The following is a 23,544-nucleotide window of genomic DNA, read 5'->3' as shown; positions in this document are numbered from 1 at the left end:
CCAACGCATGTTCAGCGCTCGACATTTCGCATCGCAGGCAAGCGCGCTTAAGGCGTTCGACATCACTATCCATGCTTGATGCCGCGCACCTCATCGACTCCACGGTTGGCCAACTGATCGGCGCGTTCGTTGCCATGGTGGCCGATGTGTCCGCGGACCCATTTCCAGGTCACGTTATGGCGGTTGACCTGCTCGTCCAGCTGCATCCACAGGTCGGCGTTCTTCACTGGTTCCTTCGCTGCGGTCTTCCAACCGCGTTTCTTCCAGTTGACCATCCACTCGGTGATGCCCTTCATCACGTATTGCGAGTCGGTCACCAAAATCACGTCGCAAGGCCGCTTGAGTTCTTCCAGACCGCGGATCGCCCCAAGCAGCTCCATGCGGTTGTTGGTGGTGTTGGCTTCACCGCCCCAGAGTTCCTTTTCTACGCCTTTGCACACCAGCAGTGCGCCCCAACCGCCGGGGCCAGGATTGCCCTTGCAGGCGCCATCGGAGAAGAGTTCTACGGTATCGCTCATTACGGCTTTTTCCAGAATTTGAGAAGGCTCGATCCACCCGCCGGCCGTCAAGGCTCGGGAGTGCGCCGGTTGACCTTGGCCATCGGCAGCGGCAGCAATTTGCCCATCGGTTCGCGTCGCGGCATGCGCACCGGTCGCAGTCCCACCACCAGCTTGCGTGCGACTAATAAATAGAAGCCGCCACCGGGGCTCTGCCAACCGCCGCCCAGACGCTCCAGCCCCGACAAGCGGTTCTGCCACGCAGGCGAAGCGAGCGGCGGACGATAGCACCCGAACCGACGTTTCTCCAGCGCGAAGCCCAGCAGGTTGAGCCAATCACCGACTCGAGAAGGCGAGATGCAGCGTGCCCGGCGCAATGCGTCGTTGGCGAAGATATGGCGGATGCCCCAGGTGCTCCAGGGATTGATGCCGATGATCACCAGATGACCACCGGGCCGGACACTGCTGGCAGCTTCGCGCAACAGGCCATGGGGCGACAGGCAGAAATCCAGACCATGTTGCATCACCACCACATCGGCAGCGTGCTCGCTCAGCGGCCAGGCCTGCTCTTCGCAGACAATCTCCACACCCGGCAATGGCGCACCCAGGCGCACGTTGCGCTGCACCTGCTTGGCGTCGGGCGGTTTCTGCGCCGAGGGGCCGTAATGCACCAGATAGCCGCCGAAAAACCGCTCGAGTTCTTCTTCAAGCACCCGCCGCTCTTCTTCCAGCAGCAACTGCCCCACGGGTCCGGACAACCACTCACGGGCAGAGCTGATCAACTCAAGCCATTCGGGGTCGGCCTGGGCGAACGCTTCATCGGTCATTTCCGGTCTCCATGAGATGTCCTGCGCGAGAGGTACTCGCGTGGAACCTGTTCAGACTCTAAGATTGCGCTTTGTTTCCAGCCAAGTGAATCGCGCCATGATACAGATCGATGCCCTGTCCGCTTTCACCGACAACTACATCTGGTTGTTACAAGACAATGCCAGCAAGCGTTGTGCCGTGGTCGATCCGGGTGACGCTGCGCCGGTGCTGGCCTGGCTGACGCGCAACCCCGACTGGAAACTGAGCGACATTCTGATCACTCACCATCACGCCGATCACGTCGGTGGCGTCGCCGAGCTGAAAAACCTCACCGGCGCCAAAGTCTACGGCCCGGCCAACGAGAAAATCCCGGCCCGGGACGTCGCGCTGGCCGACCACGATGAGGTCACCGTACTCGGCCTCAGGTTCGTCGTCCATGCGGTTCCTGGCCACACCCTGGGGCACATCGCGTTCTACCACGAAGATCCGCAGCGGCCTGTGCTGTTTTCCGGCGACACGCTGTTCGCGGCCGGCTGCGGTCGTCTGTTCGAGGGCACGCCGGAGCAGATGCACCACTCCTTGAGCCGACTGGCGACACTGCCCGACAACACACGGGTCTACTGCGCTCACGAATACACGCTGAGCAATCTGCGGTTTGCCGTGGCTGTCGAGCCGAACAACCCGGACGTGACCGGGCGCTTCGAACAAGTGACCCGCTGGCGCGAGGAAAACCGCATCAGCCTGCCGTCGACTCTGGAACTGGAACGCAAGACCAACCCTTTCCTTCGGGCCGCGCAACCGTCGGTCAAACAAAAAGCGGACGAACGGACAGGTACGGACAATACCTCGCCTGTAGCGGTTTTTGCCGCCCTGCGCGCATGGAAAGATAAGTTCTAATCCGGTGGCCGATCAGCATAAAAATTCTGAAAGGTTGACCGTTGTTAAGACGCTTTCTAGAATCGCCCGACATTTTCGACTGGAACTATCCCCCAGCCAATGTCGTCATCTATACGCAGAACCTTTAATTCCGACGCATTGACTCGGTTAGCTCAGGCAATCGCGGTGGTCGCGAGCGCTACCTTGGCAGGCTGCCAGACCACCAGCAGCCTGGAGTCTGCCAACTCGACCAACGCCTCTCATGCGCCGGCCGTCGCCAAGCCAAAACCGGTATTCGTCGCCCGCAAACCTGCCCCGCTGGCCCCGCCCCATGACGTCTGGGAACGCATGCGTCAGGGCTTTCAGTTGCAGGACGGCAACGACCTCAATCCGCGCATCGACCAACAACGCCTGTGGTATGCCAACAACCCGTCGTTCCTCGAAACGGCAGGCGAGCGCGGCAGCCTCTATATGCATTACATCGTCGAGCGCCTGGAAGAACGCAACATGCCGCTGGAGCTGGCCCTGCTGCCAGTGATCGAAAGTGCCTACAACCCGATGGCCCTTTCCCGCAGCGATGCCGCCGGCATCTGGCAGTTCATCCCGTCCACGGGGCGCTACTTCAACCTTCGTCAGACCAACTTCTACGATGGCCGTCGCGACATCACGGCATCTACCACCGCAGCGCTGGACTATCTGACCAAGCTGCATGACATGTTCAATGGCGACTGGCTGCTGGCCCTGGCGGCCTACAACGCTGGCGAAGGCACCGTCAGCCGCGCCATCGAACGCAACGAAAGGCTCAATCTGCCGACCGATTACTGGAACCTGCCGCTGCCGCAGGAGACCCGCGATTACGTGCCGAAGCTGCTGGCCCTGTCGCAAGTGGTCATGTCGCCGCAAGCCTATGGCGTCAACCTCAGCCCGATCGACAACAAGCCTTACTTCGAAGTCGTGGAGTTGAACCAGCGCATGGACCTGACCAAGGTCGCGCAGATGGCCAACATCGATGAAGACGAGCTGATGCAGCTCAACCCGGCGTTCAAGAAGCGCCTGACCATCGATGGCCCGCAGCATCTGCTGGTGCCGACTTCCAAATCGCAGCTGCTGACCGCCAACCTGTCGAACATGAAACCCGAAGAGCTGGTGGACTGGCAGCAATACCGCGTGCGCCCGGGCGACAGCCTGGCCAGCATCGCCAGTCGTTACAAGGTGTCGACCAGCACGCTGAAGGATCTGAACAAGCTGTCCGGCAACCATCTCAAGCGCGGCCAGGCGTTGACCATTCCGGTGCAGCCGGGCATGAAAATGGCCATGCCGGTGTTCGAGGAAGTGGCCGAAGTCGACGAGAAACCGGCACGCACTCGCACTTATAAAGTGAAGAAAGGCGAAAACCTCGGTCAGATCGCGCGCATCAACAAGGTGGACGTCAAAGACCTGCAACACTGGAACAAGTTGTCCGGCTACAACCTGAAGGTCGGCCAGACGCTGGTCATGCAGGACAACAGCAAGCCTGCCGCCAAATCGAGCGTCCGCACTGTGGCCAAGGCCGACATCAGCCCAAATGGCAAGGGCCAGGACGCCGACAAGAAGGCCATGCAGTACAAGATCCAGAAAGGCGACTCGATGTACCTGGTTGCCAAACGTTTCAACGTCGAAATGCAGCACCTCAAACGCTGGAACCCGCGCAGCGGCCAGGCGTTGAAGCCGGGGCAGACGTTGACGGTTTACTTGCCGCATTGATCGGCGTTCTTCTGGTTTGCGCTGAACCTCTGTGGGAGTGAGCTTGCTCGCGAAAAGGCCGGTACATCCGCTGCACTTCAGCGGCTGAAAATCAGCATTCGTGAGCAAGCTCACTCCCACAATGGCTAATCCAGAACGCAGTCCTCCTCCACCCTTTTTCCAGCCCATACAAGCTGTTACTGTGACCGACCGCTGCCAGGATCAAACGCCCTTTGATACGCCTCTCGCTGATGATTTTCAGCCTGGTCTTGAGCACGACGGCCGCCGCGACCATCAGTGAAAGCCATGGTTACGCACAGTTCGGTGTCCTCAAGTATCCGGCCAGCTTCACCCATTTCGACTGGGTCAATCCCGAGGCGCCGAAGGCTGGCACCTTGCGAATCATGGCCAACGGCACGTTCGATACCCTCAACCCCTACACCTTCAAGGGCAGCAGCCCGATATCGACGCCCAATTTCGGCCAGTACGGCGTCAGCGAGCTGAACGAACCGCTGATGGTCGGCACCGGGCAATATGACCCGTCCGGCGACGAACCCACCTCCAGCTACGGCCTGATCGCCAAAACCGTCGAATACAGCGAAGACCGCAGTTGGGTGGTGTTCAACCTGCGCCCGGAAGCACGCTTTCACGATGGCAAGCCGATGACGGCCTATGACGTTGCCTTTTCCTATAGAACCCTGTTGAAAGACGGCCACCCGCAATACCGCACAGCCCTGCAGGAAGTGCAGCGGGTGGACATCCTGAACCGCCATCGCATTCGTTTCGTGTTCAAGCGCTCCGGCAATCCGTTACTGATCCTGCGCCTCGGTGAGCTGCCGGTACTGCCACAGCATTACTGGAAGAACCGCGACTTCAAGGCCACCACCTTCGAGCCGCCACTGGGCAGCGGGCCGTATCGCATCACCCAGGTACGGCCCGGACGCAGCCTGGTGTTCGAACGGGTCAAGGATTACTGGGGCAAGGATCTGCCGGTCAATCGCGGCAAATACAACTTCAACCGCGTGGAAGTCGAGTTCTATCGCGACGCCGATGTCGCCTTCGAAGCCTTCAAGGCGGGCGAGTTCGACATCTACATCGAGCATCAGGCCAAGAACTGGTTCACCGGTTATGACTATCCTGCCGTGAACGACGGCCAGGTGATCAAGGCGCAGATTCCGCACCGGATTCCGACCCAGACCCAGGGCCTGTTCATGAATACCCGGCGCGGCATCTTCGCCGACATCAAGGTGCGTGAGGCGCTGGGCCTGATGTTCAACTTCGAGTGGACCAACCGCACGCTGTTCAACAACGCCTACAAGCGCTCGGTCAGCTACTACCCCAACAGCGAATTTTCCGCGACCGATCTGCCCGCAGGCCGCGAGTTTCTGTATCTGTCGCCCTATCGCAACCAACTGCCCGCGCAACTGTTCATTCAGCCCTTCGCCGTGTCGAAAACCGATGGCGGCGGCGTGCCTCGCGACACCATTCGCAATGCCCTCGGCCTGCTCGCCGGAGCGGGCTGGAAATTCACCGACCGCGGCCTCGCCAACGACGCCGGGCAACCGTTGCGTTTCGAAATACTTCTGGTCAACCCGGGCCTCGAACGAATCCTGCAGCCCTATATCGAAGACCTCACGCGAATCGGCATCGAGGCTCGCCTGCGCACCGTCGATCGCGCCCAATACAAACAGCGCCTGGACCAGTTCGATTTCGACATGATTCTGATGACCCTGAACCAGACGCTCAGTCCAGGCCTGGAGCAATGGCAGTACTTCCATTCCAGCCAGGCGAGCATCAAGGGCAGCAAGAATTACGCGGGTGTTGCCAATCCGGTGGTGGACAACCTCCTCAATCAGCTGCTGGCGGCGAAAACCCGGGAGGATCAGGTCGCGGCCACCCGGGCACTGGACCGCGTCCTGCTCTGGCAGCACTACATGATTCCCAACTGGTATCTCAATACTCATCGTCTGGCGTATCGCAACCGGTTCGCCTTCGTCACCACCCCGCCCTACACCCTGGGCCTGCGTGCGTGGTGGCTCAAGCCTTCGGAGAAAACCCAATGACTGCCCTCCGCTCCCTGACGCGGGCTGGCGGCCTGTTTCTGAGCCCGTTCCTGCTAGCCCCGCTTTTGCTGGGAACGGCCTGCTCAGCTCAAGCGGCCCCGCAACATGCCATCACGCTGTACAACGAAGCACCGAAATACCCGGCCGACTTCAAGCATTTCGATTACGTGAACCCCGACGCCCCCAAAGGCGGGATCCTGCGCAGCGCCGGCTTCGGCGGCTTCGACAGCCTGAACCCGTTCATCAGCAAAGGCGTGCCTGCGGACGACATCGGCCTGATCTATGACACGCTGATGCGTCAGGGCCTGGACGAGCCGTTCACCGAATACGGCCTGATCGCCAGCAAGATCGAAAAAGCCCCGGACAACAGCTGGGTGCGCTTCTACCTGCGCCCGCAAGCCCGCTTCAACGATGGCCATCCGGTACGTGCTGAAGACGTGGTGTTCAGCTTCGAAACGCTGATCAAGGACGGCTCGCCGCTCTACCGCAGTTACTACGCGGACATCGATCAAGCCGTCGCGGAAGACCCGCTGACCGTGCTGTTCAAATTCAAGCACAACGACAACCGTGAATTGCCGTTGATCATCGGCCAGTTGCCGGTGTTGCCGAAACACTGGTGGGCTACCCGCGATTTCAGCAAGGGCAATCTGGAAATCCCCCTGGGCAGCGGCCCGTACAAGGTGGTCGAGGTCAAGCCGGGCCGCTCGGTGCGCTACGAGCGGGTCAAGGATTACTGGGGCAAGGACCTGCCGGTCAACAAGGGTTTCTATAACTTCGACAAGCTGTCTACCGACTACTACCGCGACAACACGGTGGCGCTGGAGGCCTTGAAAGCCGGAGCCTTCGACTTTTGGCAGGAGATGACCGCGAAGAACTGGGCCACCGCCTACGACGTGCCGGCGGTGCGTGAAGGCCGACTGATCAAGGAAGAAATCCCTAACGGCAACCCTCAGGGCATGCAGGGTTTTATCTTCAACCTGCGCAAACCGATGTTCCAGGACATCCGCGTGCGTCAGGCCCTGAGCCTGCTGCTGGATTTCGAGTGGACCAACAAACAGCTGTTCTTCGGCACCTACACGCGCACCAAGAGCTATTTCGACAACTCGGACATGGGCTCGCGCGGCCTGCCCTCGGAAGCCGAGCTGAAAATCCTCGAACCATTGCGCGACAAATTGCCTGATCCGGTGTTCAGCGAAGAATTCAAACTGCCGGTCACCGACGGCAGCGGCATCATTCGCGAACAGCAACGCAAGGCCTTTGCCCTGCTCAAGGATGCAGGCTGGAAGATCGTCGGCGACAAGATGGTCGACACCGAAGGCAAGCCGGTCAGCATCGAATTCCTGCTGGCCCAGACCGAATTCGAGCGGGTGCTGCTGCCATTCAAGCGCAATCTGGCCGACATCGGCATCAACCTGGAAATTCGCCGGGTCGACGTTTCGCAATACATCACTCGCCGCCGCTCGCGGGACTACGACATGATCGTCGGCAGCTTTCCGCAGTCCAGCTCGCCGGGCAACGAACAGCGCGAATATTGGGATTCGTCCGCCGCCGACAAGCCGGGCAGCTACAACCTGATCGGGCTCAAGGATCCGGCCATCGATACCCTGGTCAGCGGCCTGATCAACGCCGACTCGCGCCAGAGCCTCATCGACCACACCCGCGCCCTCGACCGCGCGCTGCTCTGGGGCTACTACGTGATTCCCAACTGGCACATCAAAACCTGGCGCCTGGCCTACTGGGACCATCTGGGCCACCCGCAGAAATCGCCGCTGTACGACATCGGCACCATGACCTGGTGGGTCAAGCCCGACGCAACTCCGGCGATTCCACTGCAAAGCGCACCGGACCTGGCCGAGCCTGATGCCGCCCCTTCCAAGGACACGGAGCAATAACATGCTGGCGTACATTCTGCGGCGTTTGCTGCTGATCGTGCCGACCCTGTTCGGCATTCTGCTGATCAACTTCGTGATCATCCAGGCCGCGCCCGGCGGCCCGGTCGAACAGATGATCGCCAAGCTCGAAGGCTTCGAAGGCGCCACCAGTCGTATCGCTGGCGGCGGCGCGGAGGTCTCGGTGGCGGGCTCGACCTACCGTGGCGCTCAGGGCCTGGACCCTGCGCTGATCAAGGAAATCGAGCACATGTACGGCTTCGACAAGTCGGCGCCGGAACGCTTGTGGATCATGATCAAGAACTACGCCCGGCTGGATTTTGGCGACAGCTTCTTTCGCGATGCCAAGGTCATCGACCTGATCGTCGAGAAGATGCCGGTGTCGATCTCGCTGGGATTGTGGAGCACGCTGATCATGTACCTGGTGTCGATCCCGCTGGGGATCGCCAAAGCCACGCGACACGGCAGCCAATTCGACATCTGGACCAGTTCGGCGATCATCGTCGGCTATGCCATTCCGGCATTCCTGTTCGCGATCCTGCTGATCGTGGTGTTCGCAGGCGGCAGTTATTTCGACTGGTTCCCGCTGCGCGGCCTGACCTCCGGCAACTTCGACGAGTTGAGCTGGCTGGGCAAGGTAGGCGACTACTTCTGGCATCTGGTGTTGCCGATCACCGCACTGGTGATCGGCAACTTCGCCACCATGACCCTGCTGACCAAGAACAGCTTCCTCGACGAAATCGGCAAGCAGTACGTGATCACCGCCAAGGCCAAGGGCCTGACCCAGCACCGCGTGCTCTATGGCCACGTGTTCCGTAACGCGATGCTGCTGGTGATCGCCGGTTTCCCGTCTGCATTCATTGGCATTTTCTTTACCGGCTCCCTGCTGGTGGAAGTGATCTTCTCCCTCGACGGCCTGGGCCTGATGAGCTTTGAAGCCGCGATCAACCGCGACTACCCGGTGGTGTTCGGCACCCTGTTCATCTTCACCCTGCTCGGACTGGTGGTGAAATTGATCGGCGACCTGACCTACACGCTGGTTGACCCACGTATCGACTTCGACCGCCGGGAGCATTGATATGACGTTGTCCCCTCTTAATCGACGCCGTTTCGAACGGTTCAAGGCCAACAAGCGTGGCTGGTGGTCGCTGTGGCTGTTCCTGATTCTGTTTGGCCTGAGTCTGGGCGCCGAGTTGATCGCCAACGACAAGCCACTGGCCGTGCGCTACGACGGTGAGTGGTATTTCCCGGTGTTCAAGCGTTATCCGGAAACCACCTTTGGCGGAGAATTCCCGCTGGAAGCCAACTACAAGAGCCCGTACATCAAGGAGTTGCTGGCGGCCAAAGGCGGCTGGACGCTGTGGGCGCCGATCCCGTTCAGTTACCAGAGCATCAACTACGACCTGAAAGTCCCGGCCCCGGCTCCGCCTTCCCGGGAAAACCTGCTCGGCACCGACGATCAGGGCCGCGATGTGCTGGCGCGAGTGATCTACGGCTTCCGTGTCTCGGTGCTGTTCGCCCTCACCCTGACGGTGCTCAGCTCGATCATCGGCGTCATCGCCGGGGCCCTGCAGGGCTTCTATGGCGGCTGGGTCGATCTGGTCGGGCAGCGCTTTCTGGAGATCTGGTCCGGCCTGCCGGTGCTGTACCTGCTGATCATTCTCGCCAGCTTCGTGCAGCCCAACTTCTGGTGGCTGCTGGGCATCATGCTGTTGTTCTCGTGGATGAGCCTGGTGGATGTCGTGCGCGCCGAGTTCCTGCGCGGGCGCAACCTCGAATATGTGCGCGCCGCACGTGCGCTTGGTATGCAGAACGGGGCGATCATGTTCCGGCACATCCTGCCCAACGCGATGGTCTCGACCATGACCTTCATGCCGTTCATCCTCACCGGCGCGATCGGCACCCTGACCGCGCTGGATTTCCTGGGCTTCGGCCTGCCCGCAGGCTCACCTTCGCTGGGCGAGCTGGTGGCGCAGGGCAAATCCAACCTGCAGGCGCCGTGGCTGGGCATCAGTGCCTTTGCCGTGCTGGCGATCATGTTGAGCCTGCTGGTGTTCATCGGCGAATCCGCCCGTGACGCATTCGACCCGAGGAAATGAGATGAATCAGGACAATCTGATCGAAATCCGCAACCTGTCGGTCGAGTTCGTTTCCGGCCAGAAAACCCAACGCGTGGTCGAAGGCATCAGCTTCGACATTCGTAAGGGAGAAACCCTGGCGCTGGTCGGCGAAAGCGGATCGGGCAAGTCAGTCACCGCGCATTCGATCCTGCGACTTTTGCCCTACCCGCTCGCCCGCCACCCCACCGGTACCATTCAGTACGCTGGCAATGAGCTGCTGACCGTGAGTGAAAAACGCATGCGTGCCATCCGCGGCAACCGCATCGCGATGATCTTTCAGGAGCCGATGACGTCGCTGAACCCGCTGCAGTCGATCGAGAAACAAATCAACGAAGTGCTTGGCCTGCACAAAGGCCTGACCGGCAAGGCGGCAACACGGCGCACCCTGGAGTTGCTGGAGCTGGTCGGCATTCCCGAGCCGCGCAAACGCCTCAGGGCCTTGCCACACGAGCTCTCCGGCGGTCAGCGCCAGCGCGTGATGATCGCCATGGCCTTGGCCAATGAGCCGGAACTGCTGATCGCCGACGAGCCGACCACCGCCCTGGACGTCACGGTGCAATTGAAAATTCTCGAACTGCTGAAGGAGCTGCAGGCCCGTCTGGGCATGGCTTTGCTGTTGATCAGCCACGATTTGAACGTGGTTCGACAAATTGCCAACCGAGTATGTGTCATGCAGCGCGGTTGCATCGTCGAACAGGCATCGTGTGAAGAACTGTTCCGTGCACCGCAGCATCCGTACACCATCGAGCTGCTCAGTGCCGAGCCAAAAGGTGGCCCAGCGAACAACGTGCCGGGCGCACCGATGCTGGAAGTCGAAGACCTCAAGGTCTGGTTTGCGATCAAGAAGGGCGTGTTCAAGCGCACCGTCGATCACGTCAAGGCCGTGGACGGCATCCACTTCAGTCTGCCCAGGGGGCAGACGCTGGGGATCGTCGGCGAAAGCGGCTCGGGCAAGTCGACGTTGGGCCTGGCGATTCTCAGGTTGATTCGCAGCGAAGGCGAGATACGCTTTCAGGGCGATTCGCTGACTGGTCTGAAGCAGGACCAGGTGCGACCGCTGCGGCGACAGATGCAGGTGGTGTTTCAGGACCCGTTCGGCAGCCTGAGCCCCCGTATGTCGGTGTGCGACATCGTTGGCGAAGGGCTGCGGATCCACAGGATCGGAACCGCCGTCGAACAGGAAGCGGCGGTGGTCGAAGCGCTCAAGGAGGTAGGTCTGGACCCGGCAACCCGACACCGCTACCCCCATGAGTTTTCCGGCGGACAGCGGCAAAGGATCGCCATCGCACGGGCATTAGTGTTAAAACCGGCGCTGATTTTACTGGACGAGCCCACTTCGGCCCTCGACCGGACCGTTCAGCGTCAAGTAGTGGAGCTTTTGCGCTCCCTGCAAACCAAGTACAACCTGACGTATTTGTTTATCAGCCATGACCTGGCGGTAGTCAAAGCGCTGAGCCACCAACTAATGGTGGTCAAGCAAGGCCAAGTGGTCGAACAGGGTGTGGCAGAAGATATCTTCGCCGCACCGCAACATCCTTATACACAGCAGCTGCTGGAAGCCGCTTTTCTGGCTCCGGCAGCTGTCGATTAACCTGAAGAGGAACAAACCATGGGTTTTCTCGCCGGTAAGCGCGTCCTGATCGTCGGTGTCGCCAGCAAACTGTCTATCGCATCGGGCATCGCTGCCGCCATGCACCGCGAAGGCGCTGAACTTGCCTTCACCTACCAGAACGAAAAACTCAAAGGTCGCGTCGAAGAATTCGCTGCCGCCTGGGGTTCGAACGCTGATCTGTGCTTCCCTTGCGACGTGGCCAGCGACGAAGAAATCGCCAAGGTTTTCGAAGAACTGAGCAAGAAGTGGGACGGCCTGGACTGTATCGTGCACTCCGTTGGCTTCGCACCGGGCGACCAACTGGATGGCGACTTCACCCAGGCCACCACCCGTGAAGGTTTCCGCATTGCTCACGACATCAGCGCCTACAGCTTCGTCGCGCTGGCCAAGGCCGGTCGCGAACTGATGAAGGGCCGCAACGGCAGCCTGCTGACCCTGTCGTACCTGGGCGCCGAGCGCACCATGCCCAACTACAACGTCATGGGCATGGCCAAGGCCAGTCTGGAAGCCGGTGTGCGTTACCTGGCCCGCAGCCTCGGCCCGGACGGCACTCGCGTCAACGCCGTATCGGCTGGCCCGATCCGTACTCTGGCCGCTTCCGGCATCAAGAACTTCCGCAAGATGCTCGATGCCAACGAAGCCCAGACTCCTCTGCGCCGCAACGTGACCATCGACGAAGTGGGTAATGCAGGCGCGTTCCTTTGCTCCGACCTGGCTTCGGGTGTGAGCGGTGAAATCATGTACGTCGACGGCGGCTTCAACACCACGGCGATGGGTGATCTGGAGGGTTGATTCTGTAGCCCCCAGAGCACTACCTGTAGGAGCCAGCTTGCTGGCGAATGCGGTGGGTCAGGCAGCCATGTGCTGGATGACCTGCCGTTTTTTTTGCGCTGAGTTTTGGGTGTATATGCGTTATTTCGGGCAAGGATTGGGTGCATGCGTAAAATCCCCGTGCGCCGCCGAACCCTGTGGCAGAAGTCGGAGGTTACGACGGCCGCGAACGCTGTGGGCCCGTTACAGTTATGTTCCTGACACTCCGCGACCGCCCATGTCGCAACCTCCAGAAGCTTCCACAGGCACAGCGCCGAAGCTTAAATTCTGCTAGGGCCTTTTGGGTTACTTTTCGTGGTCCGACATTTCGGCTCTTGGAAAAACTGACCCGCCGTAAGGGCGGAATCAATATCTGCGCCACCCGAGATAGCGGATCTACATGCCGCCCCGTACGCCCCCCCAAAAACCAAAAAGCCCCGACTCTCAAGAGCCGGGGCTTTTTGGTTCAGCCTTCAGCGAGGATCAATATTTCTCGATCTTCGCCTCAGACTGCAGCTGCGCCTGATAGGACTCAAAGTCCTGACGCCCCTCACGCGATGCGAGGAAGCGACGATACTGAGTCTTCTCCGCATCGGTCGCCGGAGCCGCCTGGTTCACACCATTGAGCCGCAACACCACAAAACTGCCATCGGCCGCGGTCAGGCTCGAATAAACCGGCTTGTCCTTGCCTTCCGGTTTAGGCATACGGAACACAGCCTGCAGCACTTGAGGATCGACACCCTCTTGACCACGGGAAGCGGCTTCCACCACCTTCCAGTTCTGGCCTTCCTGCTTGGTCGCGGTGTACGGAACCTTGCCGTCGTGCAAACCGGCCAGCAGCGCCTCACCCTTGCCTTTGACGGCATCGCTGGCGTGCTCTTTGGTCAACTGCGCACGGATCGCATCGGAAACCGCTTCCAGAGGCAATTGTTCAGGCTGACGGTGTTCCTTCACATGCACCACTACCACAGTCTCAGGATCGAGCTCCAGCGCCGAGCTGTTGGAGCCCTCCTCCATCACCTCAGGGCTGAACGCCGCCTGGATCACGGCACGGTTGGCAGCGATGCCTTCCCCGCCTTCACGACCGAACGGCGCGGTGGTCTGAACCTTCAGACCCAGATCCTGCGCAGGCTGAGACAGATCGGACGCCTCAAACGCAGCATCTTCCAGTTTCTTGCTGGCATCGACGTATTTCTGCTCTACCTGCGCTGATTTCAGTTCGTGGGTCAGCTTTTCCTTCAGACTGGCGAGCGTCGGAACCGACGGCGCCTCGACGCCCAGCAGCTTGATCAAGTGCCAACCGAACTGACTGCGCACAGGTGCCGATACCTGATCCTTGTTCAACGCATACAGCGCGTCTTCGAAGGCCGGATCGTAAACACCCTTGCCGGCATAGCCCAGATCGCCACCCTTGCTCGAGGACCCCGGGTCTTGCGACAGCTCCTTGGCCAACGCTGCGAAGTCTTCGCCTTTGGCCACGCGCTGCTGGATCTCGTCGATCTTCGCCTTGGCTTGGGCATCGGTGGTCTTGTCGTTGACTTCGATCAGGATATGCGCGGCACGTCGCTGCTCGGCCAGGTTGGCGATTTCTTTCTGATACGCCGCCTGCAAGTCTTCATCCTTCACCGACACCTTGTCGAAGAACGAGGACTTCTTCAGCTCGATGTAGTCCAGGACAACCTGTTCCGGGCTGAGGAATTCCTTGGCGTGCTGATCGTAGTGCGCCTTGATCTCGTCGTCGGTGACTTTCACATTGGACGGATCGGCTGGCAGTGTCAGGGTCGCGAAGTCGCGGGTCTGTTTTTCCAGACGGGCAAATGCATCGACCTGAGCGTCGGTCACGAAAGCGCTGCCGCCGATGCCCGCGCGGATCTGGCCGATCAGCATTTCCTGACCGAGGATCTGCCGGAACTGCATGCGGCTGTAACCCAGCTGACGAACCACCTGATCGAAACGATCGGCATTGAATTTACCATCCACCTGGAATTCAGGCGTCAGCAGGATCTGCTGATCCAGCGAAGCTTCGGAGAAGCCGAATTTGGCGTCTGCCGCACCCTGCAACAGCAGCTTGCGATCGATCAGGCCCTTGAGCGCTGAATCACGCAGCATCTTTTCATTGAGCATCGCCGGATCGAAATCCTTGCCCAGCTGTTGCATCAACTGGCGACGCTGCATTTCAACGGCCTGACCCAGTTCTGCCTGAGTGATTTCGTCGCCGTTGACCTTGGCAGCATCCTGGCTGTGACTAGTAGCCCTGAAAATGGCGTCGAAACCCGTCAACGCCATCAGCGCCATGACAACGCCAATGATGGTTTTGGCAATCCAGCCTTGTGAATTGTCCCTGATATTCTGCAGCATGCGTCCCCCAGAGGGTTTTACTCAACTCACAAAGCTGCGACACACGGAGCGGAGCGATGGTGAAATCCGGATAGAAGAAAGGCGCATCCGAGGATGCGCCTTCTCGTAACTTTAGTAGCTTGGCAAAACTGGCACAGCCTGGCAAAACGAGCGAAGCGGGCAGGGTCTCCTGAGGTGACAGGCCAGCGCTTGACCAACCGCACTTGCCGCTTCACGCCCAGAACAGAGGTAACGCTGTCTTGGGCGGGCAAAGATAAAAAAGAAGCTTAGTTGACTGCTTCTTTCAGAGCTTTACCGGCTTTGAAGCCTGGTTTTTTGGCTGCCGGGATTTCCAGAGTCTTACCGGTCTGTGGGTTACGGCCGGTACGAGCAGGACGATCGGCTACGGAGAAAGTGCCGAAACCAACCAGTACAACAGAGTCGCCGGCCTTCAGAGCGCCAGTGACGGATTCGATTACTGCGTCCAGCGCACGGCCAGCAGCAGCTTTCGGGATGTCAGCGGATGCGGCGATAGCATCAATCAGTTCCGACTTGTTCACTCTAAGTCCCCTTATATCTATATTGAGTATATTTTCTAAGTTTTTTGGTGATTCCAGACAAACGCTGAATGGCCTTCTGAAGCTGGAAAGAGCCGCTTTATAACAAGGGCTCTAAAAAGCTGTCAAGAAAGCCCCCCAGACTAATGCGTGCTAATTCTTTCCTTAGAGTCAGACTCGCGTTTTTCATCCTTTGCAACCATTTCCGGAGCCACATCCGGCAAGGGCTCCGGCGCGTATTGCAGCGCAATTTGCAAGACTTCGTCAATCCATTTAACAGGTTTGATCTGCAGGTCCTGCTTAATGTTGTCAGGAATTTCCTTCAAATCGCGTACGTTCTCTTCCGGAATGATCACCGTTTTAATTCCACCACGGTGGGCTGCCAGCAGTTTTTCCTTCAGACCGCCAATCGCCAGAACCTGGCCACGCAGAGTGATTTCACCGGTCATTGCCACGTCCGCACGCACCGGAATCTGCGTCAGCGCCGAAACCAGCGCCGTGCACATGCCTACGCCCGCGCTGGGGCCGTCTTTCGGCGTTGCCCCTTCCGGCATATGGATATGGGTGTCGCGCTTCTCGTGGAAGTCCAGAGGGATGCCCAGGCTCTTCGCGCGGCTGCGCACAACCGTCAAAGCTGCAGTGATCGATTCGACCATCACATCGCCCAACGAACCGGTTTTGATCAACTGACCTTTGCCCGGCACCACGGCCGCTTCGATGGTCAGCAATTCGCCACCAACCTGCGTCCACGCCAGCCCGGTCACCTGACCGATCTGATCCTGCTGTTCGGCCAGACCGTAGCGGAATTTGCGCACACCCAGGAAATTTTCCAGCATGGCGGCGGTGACCACCACGGAGAAACGCTTCTCGCCAGCGTGCTCTTTGACCGCTTTGCGGCAGACCTTGGCAATCTGACGCTCCAGGCTACGCACACCCGCTTCACGGGTGTAGTACCGGATAATGTCGCGTATGGCCTCTTCTTCGAACTCGACTTCACCTTTCTTCAGGCCGTTGGCAGCGATTTGCTTGGGCGAGAGGTACTTGGTGGCGATATTGATCTTCTCGTCTTCGGTGTAGCCCGGCAGACGGATCACTTCCATACGGTCCAGCAGGGCCGCGGGAATGTTCATCGAGTTGGCGGTGCAGAGGAACATCACATCCGACAGGTCGTAATCGACCTCCAGATAGTGGTCGTTGAAATTGTGGTTCTGCTCAGGATCGAGCACCTCGAGCAATGCCGAAGCCGGATCGCCACGCATGTCACTGCCCATCTTGTCGATTTCGTCGAGCAGGAAGAGCGGGTTGCGCACGCCGACCTTGGTCATTTTCTGGATCAGACGACCCGGCATCGAACCGATGTAGGTGCGGCGGTGACCACGAATTTCCGCTTCATCGCGCACACCACCCAGAGCCATGCGCACGAATTTGCGGTTGGTGGCATGGGCGATCGACTCGGCCAGCGAGGTCTTACCCACACCAGGAGGACCAACCAGGCACAGCACCGGACCGCGAATCTTCTTCACGCGCTTTTGCACGGCGAGGTATTCGAGGATCCGCTCTTTGACTTCTTCCAGGCCGTAGTGGTCTGCGTCGAGAATGTCTTCGGCACGCGCCAGATCCAGACGAACCTTGCTCTGGGCCTTCCACGGCACCTGAACCAACCAGTCGATGTACGAGCGCACCACCGTGGCTTCAGCGGACATCGGAGACATCTGCTTGAGCTTGTTCAGCTCGGCAGTGGCCTTGGTCATGGCGTCTTTTGGCAGGCCAGCGGCGTCGATGCGCTTCTTCAGCTCCTCGATTTCGTTGTGGCCTTCTTCGCTGTCGCCGAGCTCTTTCTGAATAGCCTTCATCTGCTCATTCAGGTAGTACTCGCGCTGGCTGCGCTCCATTTGTTTCTTCACGCGACCGCGAATGCGCTTTTCGACCTGCAGCAGGTCGATTTCGGCATCCAGCAGGGCCAGCACGTGTTCAACGCGAGCGCCCAAGTCGATGATTTCGAGGATTTCCTGCTTCTGCTCGATCTTCAGCGCCATGTGCGCGGCCATGGTGTCGACCAGGCGGCCCGGCTCATCGATGCTGTTGAGCGAAGACAGGACTTCAGCCGGGACTTTCTTGCCCAACTGCACATATTGCTCGAACTGCGCCAGCAGGCTGCGCACGAACACTTCGGATTCACGATCAGGCGCGTCGATTTCGTCGATCAACGCGACTTCGGCGCGGCAATGGCCATCGACCTCGATGAAGCGCTCGACAGAACCGCGCTGTTCGCCTTCGACGAGCACTTTGACAGTACCGTCCGGCAGCTTCAGCAGCTGCAATACGGTTGCAATCGTACCCACGTTATAAAGAGCGTCTTCACCAGGATCATCGTCTGCAGGGTTTCTTTGCGCGAGCAGCAAGATCTGCTTGTCACCGGTCATCGCAGCCTCTAGGGCCTCAATGGACTTCTCGCGCCCCACGAACAGTGGGATAACCATATGCGGATACACCACAACATCGCGCAATGGCAAAAGAGGCAATTCAATGGTCGTCTTCATGATTTCGCCTCTACGGCGGCCTTATGGCCATGGACAGATAGAAATGAGCTGAAAACCAAGATGGGGGTAGCTACCCAAAAAAACAAGCGCCGGTTCGAGTTAATGCGAAAGAGCCTTTGAAACGCGAAAAGGGCCCGAGGGCCCCTTTCGTTTTCCAGTCGCCCGGTGCGAGGCCGTAAGGCTTACGCGTCGGGAGCCGCCTTGGCAGGTGGCTCGCTGTTTTCGTAGATCAACAGCGGCTTGGACGTGCCTTCGATCACGCTCTCGTCGATCACCACTTTGCTCACGTCGGTTTGCGACGGGATTTCATACATGGTGTCGAGCAGAACACCTTCGAGGATGGACCGCAGACCACGGGCACCGGTCTTGCGCTCCAGCGCGCGACGGGCAACCGACTTGAGTGCGTCAGTGCGGAATTCGAGGTCCACACCTTCCATTTCGAACAGCTTGGCGTATTGCTTGGTTAGGGCGTTCTTCGGCTCGGTCAGAATCTGCATCAGGGCAGCTTCGTCCAGCTCGTCAAGGGTCGCCAGTACTGGCAGACGGCCCACGAATTCCGGGATCAGACCGAACTTGACCAAATCGTCAGGCTCGACTTCACGCAGGGACTCGCCAACCTTCTTGCCCTCTTCTTTGCTGCGAACTTCGGCGTTGAAACCGATGCCACCCTTGGTGGAGCGATTCTGGATGACTTTTTCAAGGCCAGAGAACGCACCGCCACAGATGAACAGGATGTTACGCGTGTCCACTTGCAGGAATTCCTGCTGAGGGTGCTTGCGCCCGCCCTGCGGCGGTACGGAAGCGACGGTACCCTCGATCAGTTTCAGCAAGGCTTGTTGTACGCCCTCGCCGGAAACGTCCCGAGTGATCGAAGGGTTGTCGGATTTGCGCGAAATCTTGTCGATTTCGTCGATGTAGACAATACCCATTTGGGCTTTCTCGACATCGTAATCGCATTTCTGCAACAGCTTCTGGATGATGTTTTCCACGTCCTCACCCACGTAACCGGCTTCGGTCAGGGTGGTGGCGTCGGCGATGGTGAACGGTACGTTGAGCAGACGTGCCAGCGTTTCGGCCAGCAAGGTCTTGCCGGAGCCCGTAGGGCCAATCAGCAGGATGTTGCTCTTGCCCAGTTCAACATCGTCATTCTTCTTGTCGCGCTGGTTCAGGCGTTTGTAGTGGTTGTACACCGCTACTGCGAGAACCTTCTTGGCACGCTCCTGACCGATGACGTACTGGTCAAGGATGCCGCTGATTTCTTTCGGCGATGGTAATTTATGCGCGCTGCTTTCTGCCTGTGCTTCCTGCACCTCCTCGCGGATGATGTCATTGCACAGGTCGACGCACTCGTCACAGATAAATACCGAGGGGCCGGCAATCAACTTGCGTACTTCATGCTGGCTTTTGCCGCAGAAGGAGCAATAAAGCAGTTTGCCGTTGTCCTCGCCGTTGCGGGTGTCAGTCATTCGATCGATCCAATCCGGTAGGCTTGCAACACAAGATGAAGGCAATTGCGGGCTTTTTCAAGTCCGCAGGTGGTACGGAGCTCCCGACCACCTGGGATTACTGCCTATCAAGCAATCATTTGATCATTTGACGTTTGTCGAGCACCGCGTCTACCAGACCGTATTCAGCAGCGCGTTCGGCGCTCATGAAGTTGTCGCGGTTGGTGTCGCGCTCGATGGCTTCCAGCGACTGACCGGTATGGTACGCCAGCAGCTCGTTCAGACGCTGGCGAATGTACAGGATTTCCTTGGCGTGAATGTCGATGTCCGACGCCTGCCCCTGAAAACCGCCCAGTGGCTGGTGAATCATCACGCGGGAATTGGGCAGGGCAAAACGCTTGCCCTTGGCACCGCCCGCCAGCAGGAATGCACCCATGCTGCAGGCCTGACCCATTACGGTGGTCGAAACGTCCGGCTTGATGAACTGCATGGTGTCGTAGATCGCCATGCCAGCAGTCACCGAACCGCCTGGAGAGTTGATGTAGAGATGGATGTCCTTGTCCGGGTTTTCCGCTTCAAGGAAGAGCAGCTGCGCCGAGATCAGGTTGGCCATGTAGTCTTCGACCGGACCGACGAGGAAAATGACGCGTTCCTTGAGCAGGCGGGAGTAGATGTCATAGGCGCGTTCGCCACGGGCGGACTGCTCGATAACCATCGGGACCAGGCCGCCAGCGGCCTGGATGTCAGAGTTCTGCTGAATATAAGAATTGCGGGACATGTCTCGCATTCACTCCCAAATAGTCATGTCTTGAATACGCATAAGCCAGCGCGAAGGCTGGCTTATGGTGTTTTCGAACGAGAGAAGGAAATCAGTCGGCTTGTGGAGCTTCAACCGGCTTGACCGCTTCTTCGTACGAGACCGCTTTATCGGTCACGCTCGCTTTCTGCAAAACAGTATCCACAACTTGTTCTTCAAGCACAACCGAACGCACTTCGTTCATCTGCTGTTCGTTCTTGTAGTACCAGGCGACGACCTGCTCTGGCTCCTGATAAGCGGAAGCCATTTCCTGGATCAGCTCGCGAACGCGGGCTTCGTCAGGCTTGAGGTCGAACTGCTTGACCACTTCAGCGACGATCAGGCCCAGCTCGACACGGCGCTTGGCCTGCTCTTCGAACAACTCGGCTGGCAGCTGGTCAGGCTTGATGTTGCCGCCGAACTGTTGAACGGCCTGAACGCGCAGACGGTTCACTTCGTTTTCCAGCAGCGCTTTTGGCACGTCGATCGGGTTGGCGGCCAGCAGACCGTCCATTACCTGATTCTTGACCTTGGACTTGATGGCCTGACGCAGCTCGCGCTCCATGTTCTTGCGAACTTCGGTACGGAAGCCTTCGATACCGGTTTCCTTGATGCCGAACTGATTGAAGAAAGCTTCGTTCAGCTCTGGCAGGGTTGGTGCCGACACGGTGTTGACGGTGACGGTGAACTCGGCGGTCTTGCCAGCCAGCTCCAGGTTCTGATAGTCCTCCGGGAAGGTCAGGTTCAGAACACGCTCTTCACCCGCCTTTGCACCAACCAGACCATCTTCGAAGCCAGGGATCATGCGACCCGAGCCCAGTACCAGTTGAGTGCCGGTAGCCGAACCGCCTGCGAATGCTTCACCGTCGATCTTGCCGACGAAGTCGATGTTCAGCTGGTCTTCGTTCGCAGCGGCACGATCGGCCACTTCGAAACGGACGTTCTGCTTGCGCAGGATTTCCAGCATGTTGTCCAGATCGGAATCAGCGACGTCAGCGGAAAGACGCTCGACGGAAACGGACTCGAAGCCGGCAACGGAGAATTCAGGGAACACTTCGAAAGTCGCGATGTATTCGAGGTCCTTGCCTTTTTCGAAGGTTTTTGGCTCGACGGAAGGTGCGCCAGCCGGGTTCAGCTTTTGCTCTACGACGGCTTCGTAGAAGGTCGCCTGGATCAGGTCGCCCAGTGCTTCCTGACGAGCACCATCTTCGTAACGCTGGCGGATCACGCTCATAGGCACTTTGCCAGGGCGGAAGCCCGGGATCTTGGCTTTACGTGCGGTCTGCTGCAGACGCTTGTTGACTTCGGTCTCGATGCGCTCAGCTGGCACGCCAATGGTCATGCGGCGCTCGAGAGCGGAAGTATTTTCAACAGAAACTTGCATGGATATTCCTCGTTGCACAGACGTTAGCCGGCCGTTTCCGACCCCAGAATCAAGGGCAAGCATTCTAGTGGGTCAAACTCAAGAAGTCACCCTACCGAAGAAGGGTAAATACAGTGGGATGCAACCAGAGAAGAGGGGAAGAAGATTCAGACCTTCGCAAGCGGTCTGGAACACGCCTTGCGAGCCCCTATATAAAGGAAGCGAGGCACGACCGAATATCGATCCCATCCCTGGAAACACTCCGGAAAAGTCCGCCATCCGTAACTCGACGAACCTCTACCCGCATGAAACCAATAAATAAAAAAAGCCGCACTAGGCGGCTTTTCGATCCCTGCGAATGCCCGAGGCACTTCTCAAGGTTTGTAGTTGGTGCGGACGGAGAGACTCGAACTCTCACACCTTGCGGCGCTGGAACCTAAATCCAGTGTGTCTACCAATTCCACCACATCCGCGTTTGAAGCGCTTAAAGCAAAGGCGCCAGACTATGAATCTGGCGCCTTTTCGAATATGGGGTGGACGATGGGGATCGAACCCACGACAACAGGAGTCACAATCCTGTGCTCTACCAACTGAGCTACGCCCACCATATTGCGTTGTAACTACTTGTGCCAAAGCTGCCTTAATGGCGCACCCGGCAGGACTCGAACCTGCGACCATCCGCTTAGAAGGCGGATGCTCTATCCAGCTGAGCTACGGGCGCTTGGTTAATTTGCATTCTTGCGACTACAAATTAAGAGCTTTCAATCACGCTGAGCCGATCTGAACTCTACCTGACTTAATCAACCTTTCGACCTGACTAACCGCTTCCGGCTTATCCTGTGTGGGGTTGTGCCCGACAAGTGCGACGAATCTTATAGACGGCCTCCAAGGTCGTCAACACCTTTTTCTAAAAAATTCAGTTAATTAAAGGGCTTAGCTTATTAAGCGGACCAATCGCCTTTGCCCTTGCGTCTGGTCATGCGAGAATGCGCGCTCTTTTTCCCTCCCTTCCGATGGTTAATCACGCGTAATGACTGCAAAACTAATAGACGGCAAAGCGATCGCAGCCAACCTGCGCCAGCAGATCGCCCAACGAGTCGCTGAACGTCGCGAGCAAGGGCTGCGCACGCCGGGCCTCGCGGTGATTCTGGTCGGCAGCGACCCCGCCTCTCAGGTTTACGTCTCGCACAAACGCAAAGACTGCGAAGAGGTCGGTTTCATCTCCCGGGCCTACGACTTGCCCAGCGAAACCACCCAGACCGAACTGACCGATCTGATCGACAGCCTCAACGACGATCCGGCCATCGATGGCATCCTGCTGCAATTGCCTCTGCCCGAGCATCTCGAGTCGTCCAGCCTGCTGGAGCGCATTCGTCCAGACAAGGATGTCGACGGTTTCCATCCTTATAACGTCGGCCGCCTGGCCCAGCGCATTCCGCTGCTGCGCCCGTGCACCCCGAAAGGCATCATGACCCTGCTGGAAAGCACCGGCGTCGACCTGTACGGCAAGGATGCAGTGGTGGTGGGCGCCTCCAACATCGTCGGTCGGCCGATGGCCATGGAGCTGTTGCTGGCGGGTTGTACCGTCACCGTCACGCACCGCTTCACCCAGGATTTGGCAGGTCACGTCGGCCGTGCCGATCTGGTGATCGTGGCGGCGGGCAAGCCAGGACTGGTCAAGGGCGAGTGGATCAAGGAAGGCGCGATCGTCATCGACGTCGGCATCAACCGCCAGGACGACGGCAAGCTGGTGGGCGACGTGGTCTACGAGACCGCCCTGCCCCGCGCTGGCTGGATCACCCCGGTGCCAGGCGGTGTAGGCCCGATGACCCGGGCCTGCCTGTTGGAGAACACGCTGTACGCCGCGGAAACGCTGCACGACTGATCGCCGCAGCAGACAAATGAAAACGGCACCCGAGGGTGCCGTTTTCTGTTGAGCCTCAACTTGACTTTGTAGGAACGCGCCTGCGATCCCGGTAGATCAGATACCGCCATGCAGTCTGATCAAACGCTATCGCGGGCAAGCGCGCGCCTACAAACGGTGGCGTACTTGAAATCGCTGGGCCGGCACGCCGCGTGGCGGAAGAGCGGCGGACCGGCTGCCTATCAC

At 58.8% G+C, this 23,544-nt stretch carries 17 protein-coding genes and 3 tRNA genes; 9 read left to right on the top strand and 11 right to left on the bottom strand.

From position 1 onward, the window contains the following. Nucleotides 1–65 precede the first annotated feature (65 nt). Together rnhA and CE491_RS29530 are read right to left on the bottom strand one after the other, a co-directional pair. Nucleotides 66–518: a ribonuclease HI gene (gene rnhA, locus CE491_RS29535; protein ID WP_110951840.1), complete on the bottom strand. Its 453-nt coding sequence runs from the start codon at nucleotides 516–518 to the stop codon at nucleotides 66–68. A gap of 47 nt (nucleotides 519–565) precedes the next feature. Further along, complete coding sequence (locus CE491_RS29530; RefSeq protein WP_110951839.1) at nucleotides 566–1,324, bottom strand: class I SAM-dependent methyltransferase; 759 nt, start codon at nucleotides 1,322–1,324, stop codon at nucleotides 566–568. Between the two features lie 97 nt (nucleotides 1,325–1,421). On the opposite strand from CE491_RS29530, the gene gloB reads away from it, so the two are divergent. The 8 genes from gloB to fabI all read left to right on the top strand — a co-directional run bounded on the left by gloB (nucleotide 1,422) and on the right by fabI (nucleotide 12,378). Further along, complete coding sequence (gene gloB, locus CE491_RS29525; RefSeq protein WP_110951838.1) at nucleotides 1,422–2,201, top strand: hydroxyacylglutathione hydrolase; 780 nt, start codon at nucleotides 1,422–1,424, stop codon at nucleotides 2,199–2,201. Nucleotides 2,202–2,300: 99 nt separating this feature from the next. Then, nucleotides 2,301–3,923 carry a LysM peptidoglycan-binding domain-containing protein gene (locus tag CE491_RS29520; RefSeq protein WP_110951837.1) on the top strand — a complete coding sequence of 541 codons (1,623 nt, stop codon included), beginning with the start codon at nucleotides 2,301–2,303 and terminating at the stop codon, nucleotides 3,921–3,923. A 200-nt stretch (nucleotides 3,924–4,123) separates the two neighbouring features. After that, the gene (locus CE491_RS29515; RefSeq protein WP_199885297.1) at nucleotides 4,124–5,965 is read left to right on the top strand and encodes an extracellular solute-binding protein; all 1,842 of its coding nucleotides are present in this window, start codon (nucleotides 4,124–4,126) and stop codon (nucleotides 5,963–5,965) included. After that, nucleotides 5,962–7,857: an extracellular solute-binding protein gene (locus tag CE491_RS29510; RefSeq protein ID WP_110951835.1), complete on the top strand. Its 1,896-nt coding sequence runs from the start codon at nucleotides 5,962–5,964 to the stop codon at nucleotides 7,855–7,857. The genes CE491_RS29515 and CE491_RS29510 overlap by 4 nt, the downstream gene beginning before the upstream one ends. A 1-nt stretch (nucleotide 7,858) precedes the next feature. Next, complete coding sequence (locus CE491_RS29505) at nucleotides 7,859–8,932, top strand: microcin C ABC transporter permease YejB (RefSeq protein ID WP_110951834.1); 1,074 nt, start codon at nucleotides 7,859–7,861, stop codon at nucleotides 8,930–8,932. Between the two features lies 1 nt (nucleotide 8,933). Next, the gene (locus CE491_RS29500) at nucleotides 8,934–9,953 is read left to right on the top strand and encodes an ABC transporter permease (RefSeq protein ID WP_110951833.1); all 1,020 of its coding nucleotides are present in this window, start codon (nucleotides 8,934–8,936) and stop codon (nucleotides 9,951–9,953) included. Between the two features lies 1 nt (nucleotide 9,954). Then, nucleotides 9,955–11,565, top strand: coding sequence for an ABC transporter ATP-binding protein (locus CE491_RS29495; protein WP_110951832.1), 1,611 nt, complete (start codon nucleotides 9,955–9,957; stop codon nucleotides 11,563–11,565). 18 nt (nucleotides 11,566–11,583) lie between these two features. Next, the gene (gene fabI / locus CE491_RS29490; RefSeq protein WP_110951831.1) at nucleotides 11,584–12,378 is read left to right on the top strand and encodes an enoyl-ACP reductase FabI; all 795 of its coding nucleotides are present in this window, start codon (nucleotides 11,584–11,586) and stop codon (nucleotides 12,376–12,378) included. A 501-nt stretch (nucleotides 12,379–12,879) separates the two neighbouring features. Here the strand turns inward: fabI and CE491_RS29485 are convergent. The 9 genes from CE491_RS29485 to CE491_RS29445 form a co-directional block, all read right to left on the bottom strand. After that, nucleotides 12,880–14,754, bottom strand: coding sequence for a SurA N-terminal domain-containing protein (locus tag CE491_RS29485; RefSeq protein WP_110951830.1), 1,875 nt, complete (start codon nucleotides 14,752–14,754; stop codon nucleotides 12,880–12,882). Nucleotides 14,755–15,020: 266 nt separating this feature from the next. Beyond that, nucleotides 15,021–15,293, bottom strand: coding sequence for an HU family DNA-binding protein (locus tag CE491_RS29480; RefSeq protein ID WP_110951829.1), 273 nt, complete (start codon nucleotides 15,291–15,293; stop codon nucleotides 15,021–15,023). 140 nt (nucleotides 15,294–15,433) lie between these two features. Then, nucleotides 15,434–17,830, bottom strand: a complete 2,397-nt coding sequence (gene lon / locus CE491_RS29475) for an endopeptidase La (RefSeq protein ID WP_110951828.1) — start codon at nucleotides 17,828–17,830, stop codon at nucleotides 15,434–15,436. Nucleotides 17,831–18,012: 182 nt separating this feature from the next. Continuing rightward, nucleotides 18,013–19,296, bottom strand: coding sequence for an ATP-dependent Clp protease ATP-binding subunit ClpX (gene clpX, locus CE491_RS29470; RefSeq protein WP_081568662.1), 1,284 nt, complete (start codon nucleotides 19,294–19,296; stop codon nucleotides 18,013–18,015). 115 nt (nucleotides 19,297–19,411) lie between these two features. Beyond that, nucleotides 19,412–20,053 carry an ATP-dependent Clp endopeptidase proteolytic subunit ClpP gene (gene clpP, locus CE491_RS29465; RefSeq protein WP_110951827.1) on the bottom strand — a complete coding sequence of 214 codons (642 nt, stop codon included), beginning with the start codon at nucleotides 20,051–20,053 and terminating at the stop codon, nucleotides 19,412–19,414. Nucleotides 20,054–20,144: 91 nt separating this feature from the next. Beyond that, nucleotides 20,145–21,455 carry a trigger factor gene (gene tig / locus CE491_RS29460; protein WP_110951826.1) on the bottom strand — a complete coding sequence of 437 codons (1,311 nt, stop codon included), beginning with the start codon at nucleotides 21,453–21,455 and terminating at the stop codon, nucleotides 20,145–20,147. Between the two features lie 367 nt (nucleotides 21,456–21,822). After that, nucleotides 21,823–21,907, bottom strand: a tRNA-Leu gene (locus tag CE491_RS29455). A 56-nt stretch (nucleotides 21,908–21,963) separates the two neighbouring features. Continuing rightward, nucleotides 21,964–22,039, bottom strand: a tRNA-His gene (locus CE491_RS29450). A gap of 39 nt (nucleotides 22,040–22,078) precedes the next feature. Beyond that, nucleotides 22,079–22,155: transfer RNA gene (locus tag CE491_RS29445), tRNA-Arg, on the bottom strand. A 309-nt stretch (nucleotides 22,156–22,464) separates the two neighbouring features. Between CE491_RS29445 and folD the strand changes: the two genes are divergently transcribed. Continuing rightward, entirely contained in the window at nucleotides 22,465–23,319 is an 855-nt protein-coding gene (gene folD, locus CE491_RS29440) for a bifunctional methylenetetrahydrofolate dehydrogenase/methenyltetrahydrofolate cyclohydrolase FolD (RefSeq protein ID WP_110951825.1), read from the top strand. Nucleotides 23,320–23,544 lie beyond the last annotated feature (225 nt).

Origin of the sequence: Pseudomonas bohemica, assembly GCF_002934685.1 — a bacterium.
In the GTDB taxonomy this organism is placed as follows: domain Bacteria; phylum Pseudomonadota; class Gammaproteobacteria; order Pseudomonadales; family Pseudomonadaceae; genus Aquipseudomonas; species Aquipseudomonas bohemica.
This window is presented reverse-complemented; position numbering and strand designations above follow the sequence as displayed.

What these genes read in the sequence shown, in the direction of transcription:
- folD (WP_110951825.1), top strand. Translation starts at nt 22,465, where the DNA reads ATGACTGCAAAACTAATAGACGGCAAAGCGATCGCAGCCAACCTGCGC.
- clpP (WP_110951827.1), bottom strand. Translation starts at nt 20,053, where the DNA reads ATGTCCCGCAATTCTTATATTCAGCAGAACTCTGACATCCAGGCCGCT.
- lon (WP_110951828.1), bottom strand. Translation starts at nt 17,830, where the DNA reads ATGAAGACGACCATTGAATTGCCTCTTTTGCCATTGCGCGATGTTGTG.
- fabI (WP_110951831.1), top strand. Translation starts at nt 11,584, where the DNA reads ATGGGTTTTCTCGCCGGTAAGCGCGTCCTGATCGTCGGTGTCGCCAGC.
- gloB (WP_110951838.1), top strand. Translation starts at nt 1,422, where the DNA reads ATGATACAGATCGATGCCCTGTCCGCTTTCACCGACAACTACATCTGG.
- CE491_RS29530 (WP_110951839.1), bottom strand. Translation starts at nt 1,324, where the DNA reads ATGACCGATGAAGCGTTCGCCCAGGCCGACCCCGAATGGCTTGAGTTG.
- CE491_RS29495 (WP_110951832.1), top strand. Translation starts at nt 9,955, where the DNA reads ATGAATCAGGACAATCTGATCGAAATCCGCAACCTGTCGGTCGAGTTC.
- rnhA (WP_110951840.1), bottom strand. Translation starts at nt 518, where the DNA reads ATGAGCGATACCGTAGAACTCTTCTCCGATGGCGCCTGCAAGGGCAAT.
- tig (WP_110951826.1), bottom strand. Translation starts at nt 21,455, where the DNA reads ATGCAAGTTTCTGTTGAAAATACTTCCGCTCTCGAGCGCCGCATGACC.
- CE491_RS29485 (WP_110951830.1), bottom strand. Translation starts at nt 14,754, where the DNA reads ATGCTGCAGAATATCAGGGACAATTCACAAGGCTGGATTGCCAAAACC.
- CE491_RS29510 (WP_110951835.1), top strand. Translation starts at nt 5,962, where the DNA reads ATGACTGCCCTCCGCTCCCTGACGCGGGCTGGCGGCCTGTTTCTGAGC.
- clpX (WP_081568662.1), bottom strand. Translation starts at nt 19,296, where the DNA reads ATGACTGACACCCGCAACGGCGAGGACAACGGCAAACTGCTTTATTGC.
- CE491_RS29505 (WP_110951834.1), top strand. Translation starts at nt 7,859, where the DNA reads ATGCTGGCGTACATTCTGCGGCGTTTGCTGCTGATCGTGCCGACCCTG.
- CE491_RS29520 (WP_110951837.1), top strand. Translation starts at nt 2,301, where the DNA reads ATGTCGTCATCTATACGCAGAACCTTTAATTCCGACGCATTGACTCGG.
- CE491_RS29500 (WP_110951833.1), top strand. Translation starts at nt 8,934, where the DNA reads ATGACGTTGTCCCCTCTTAATCGACGCCGTTTCGAACGGTTCAAGGCC.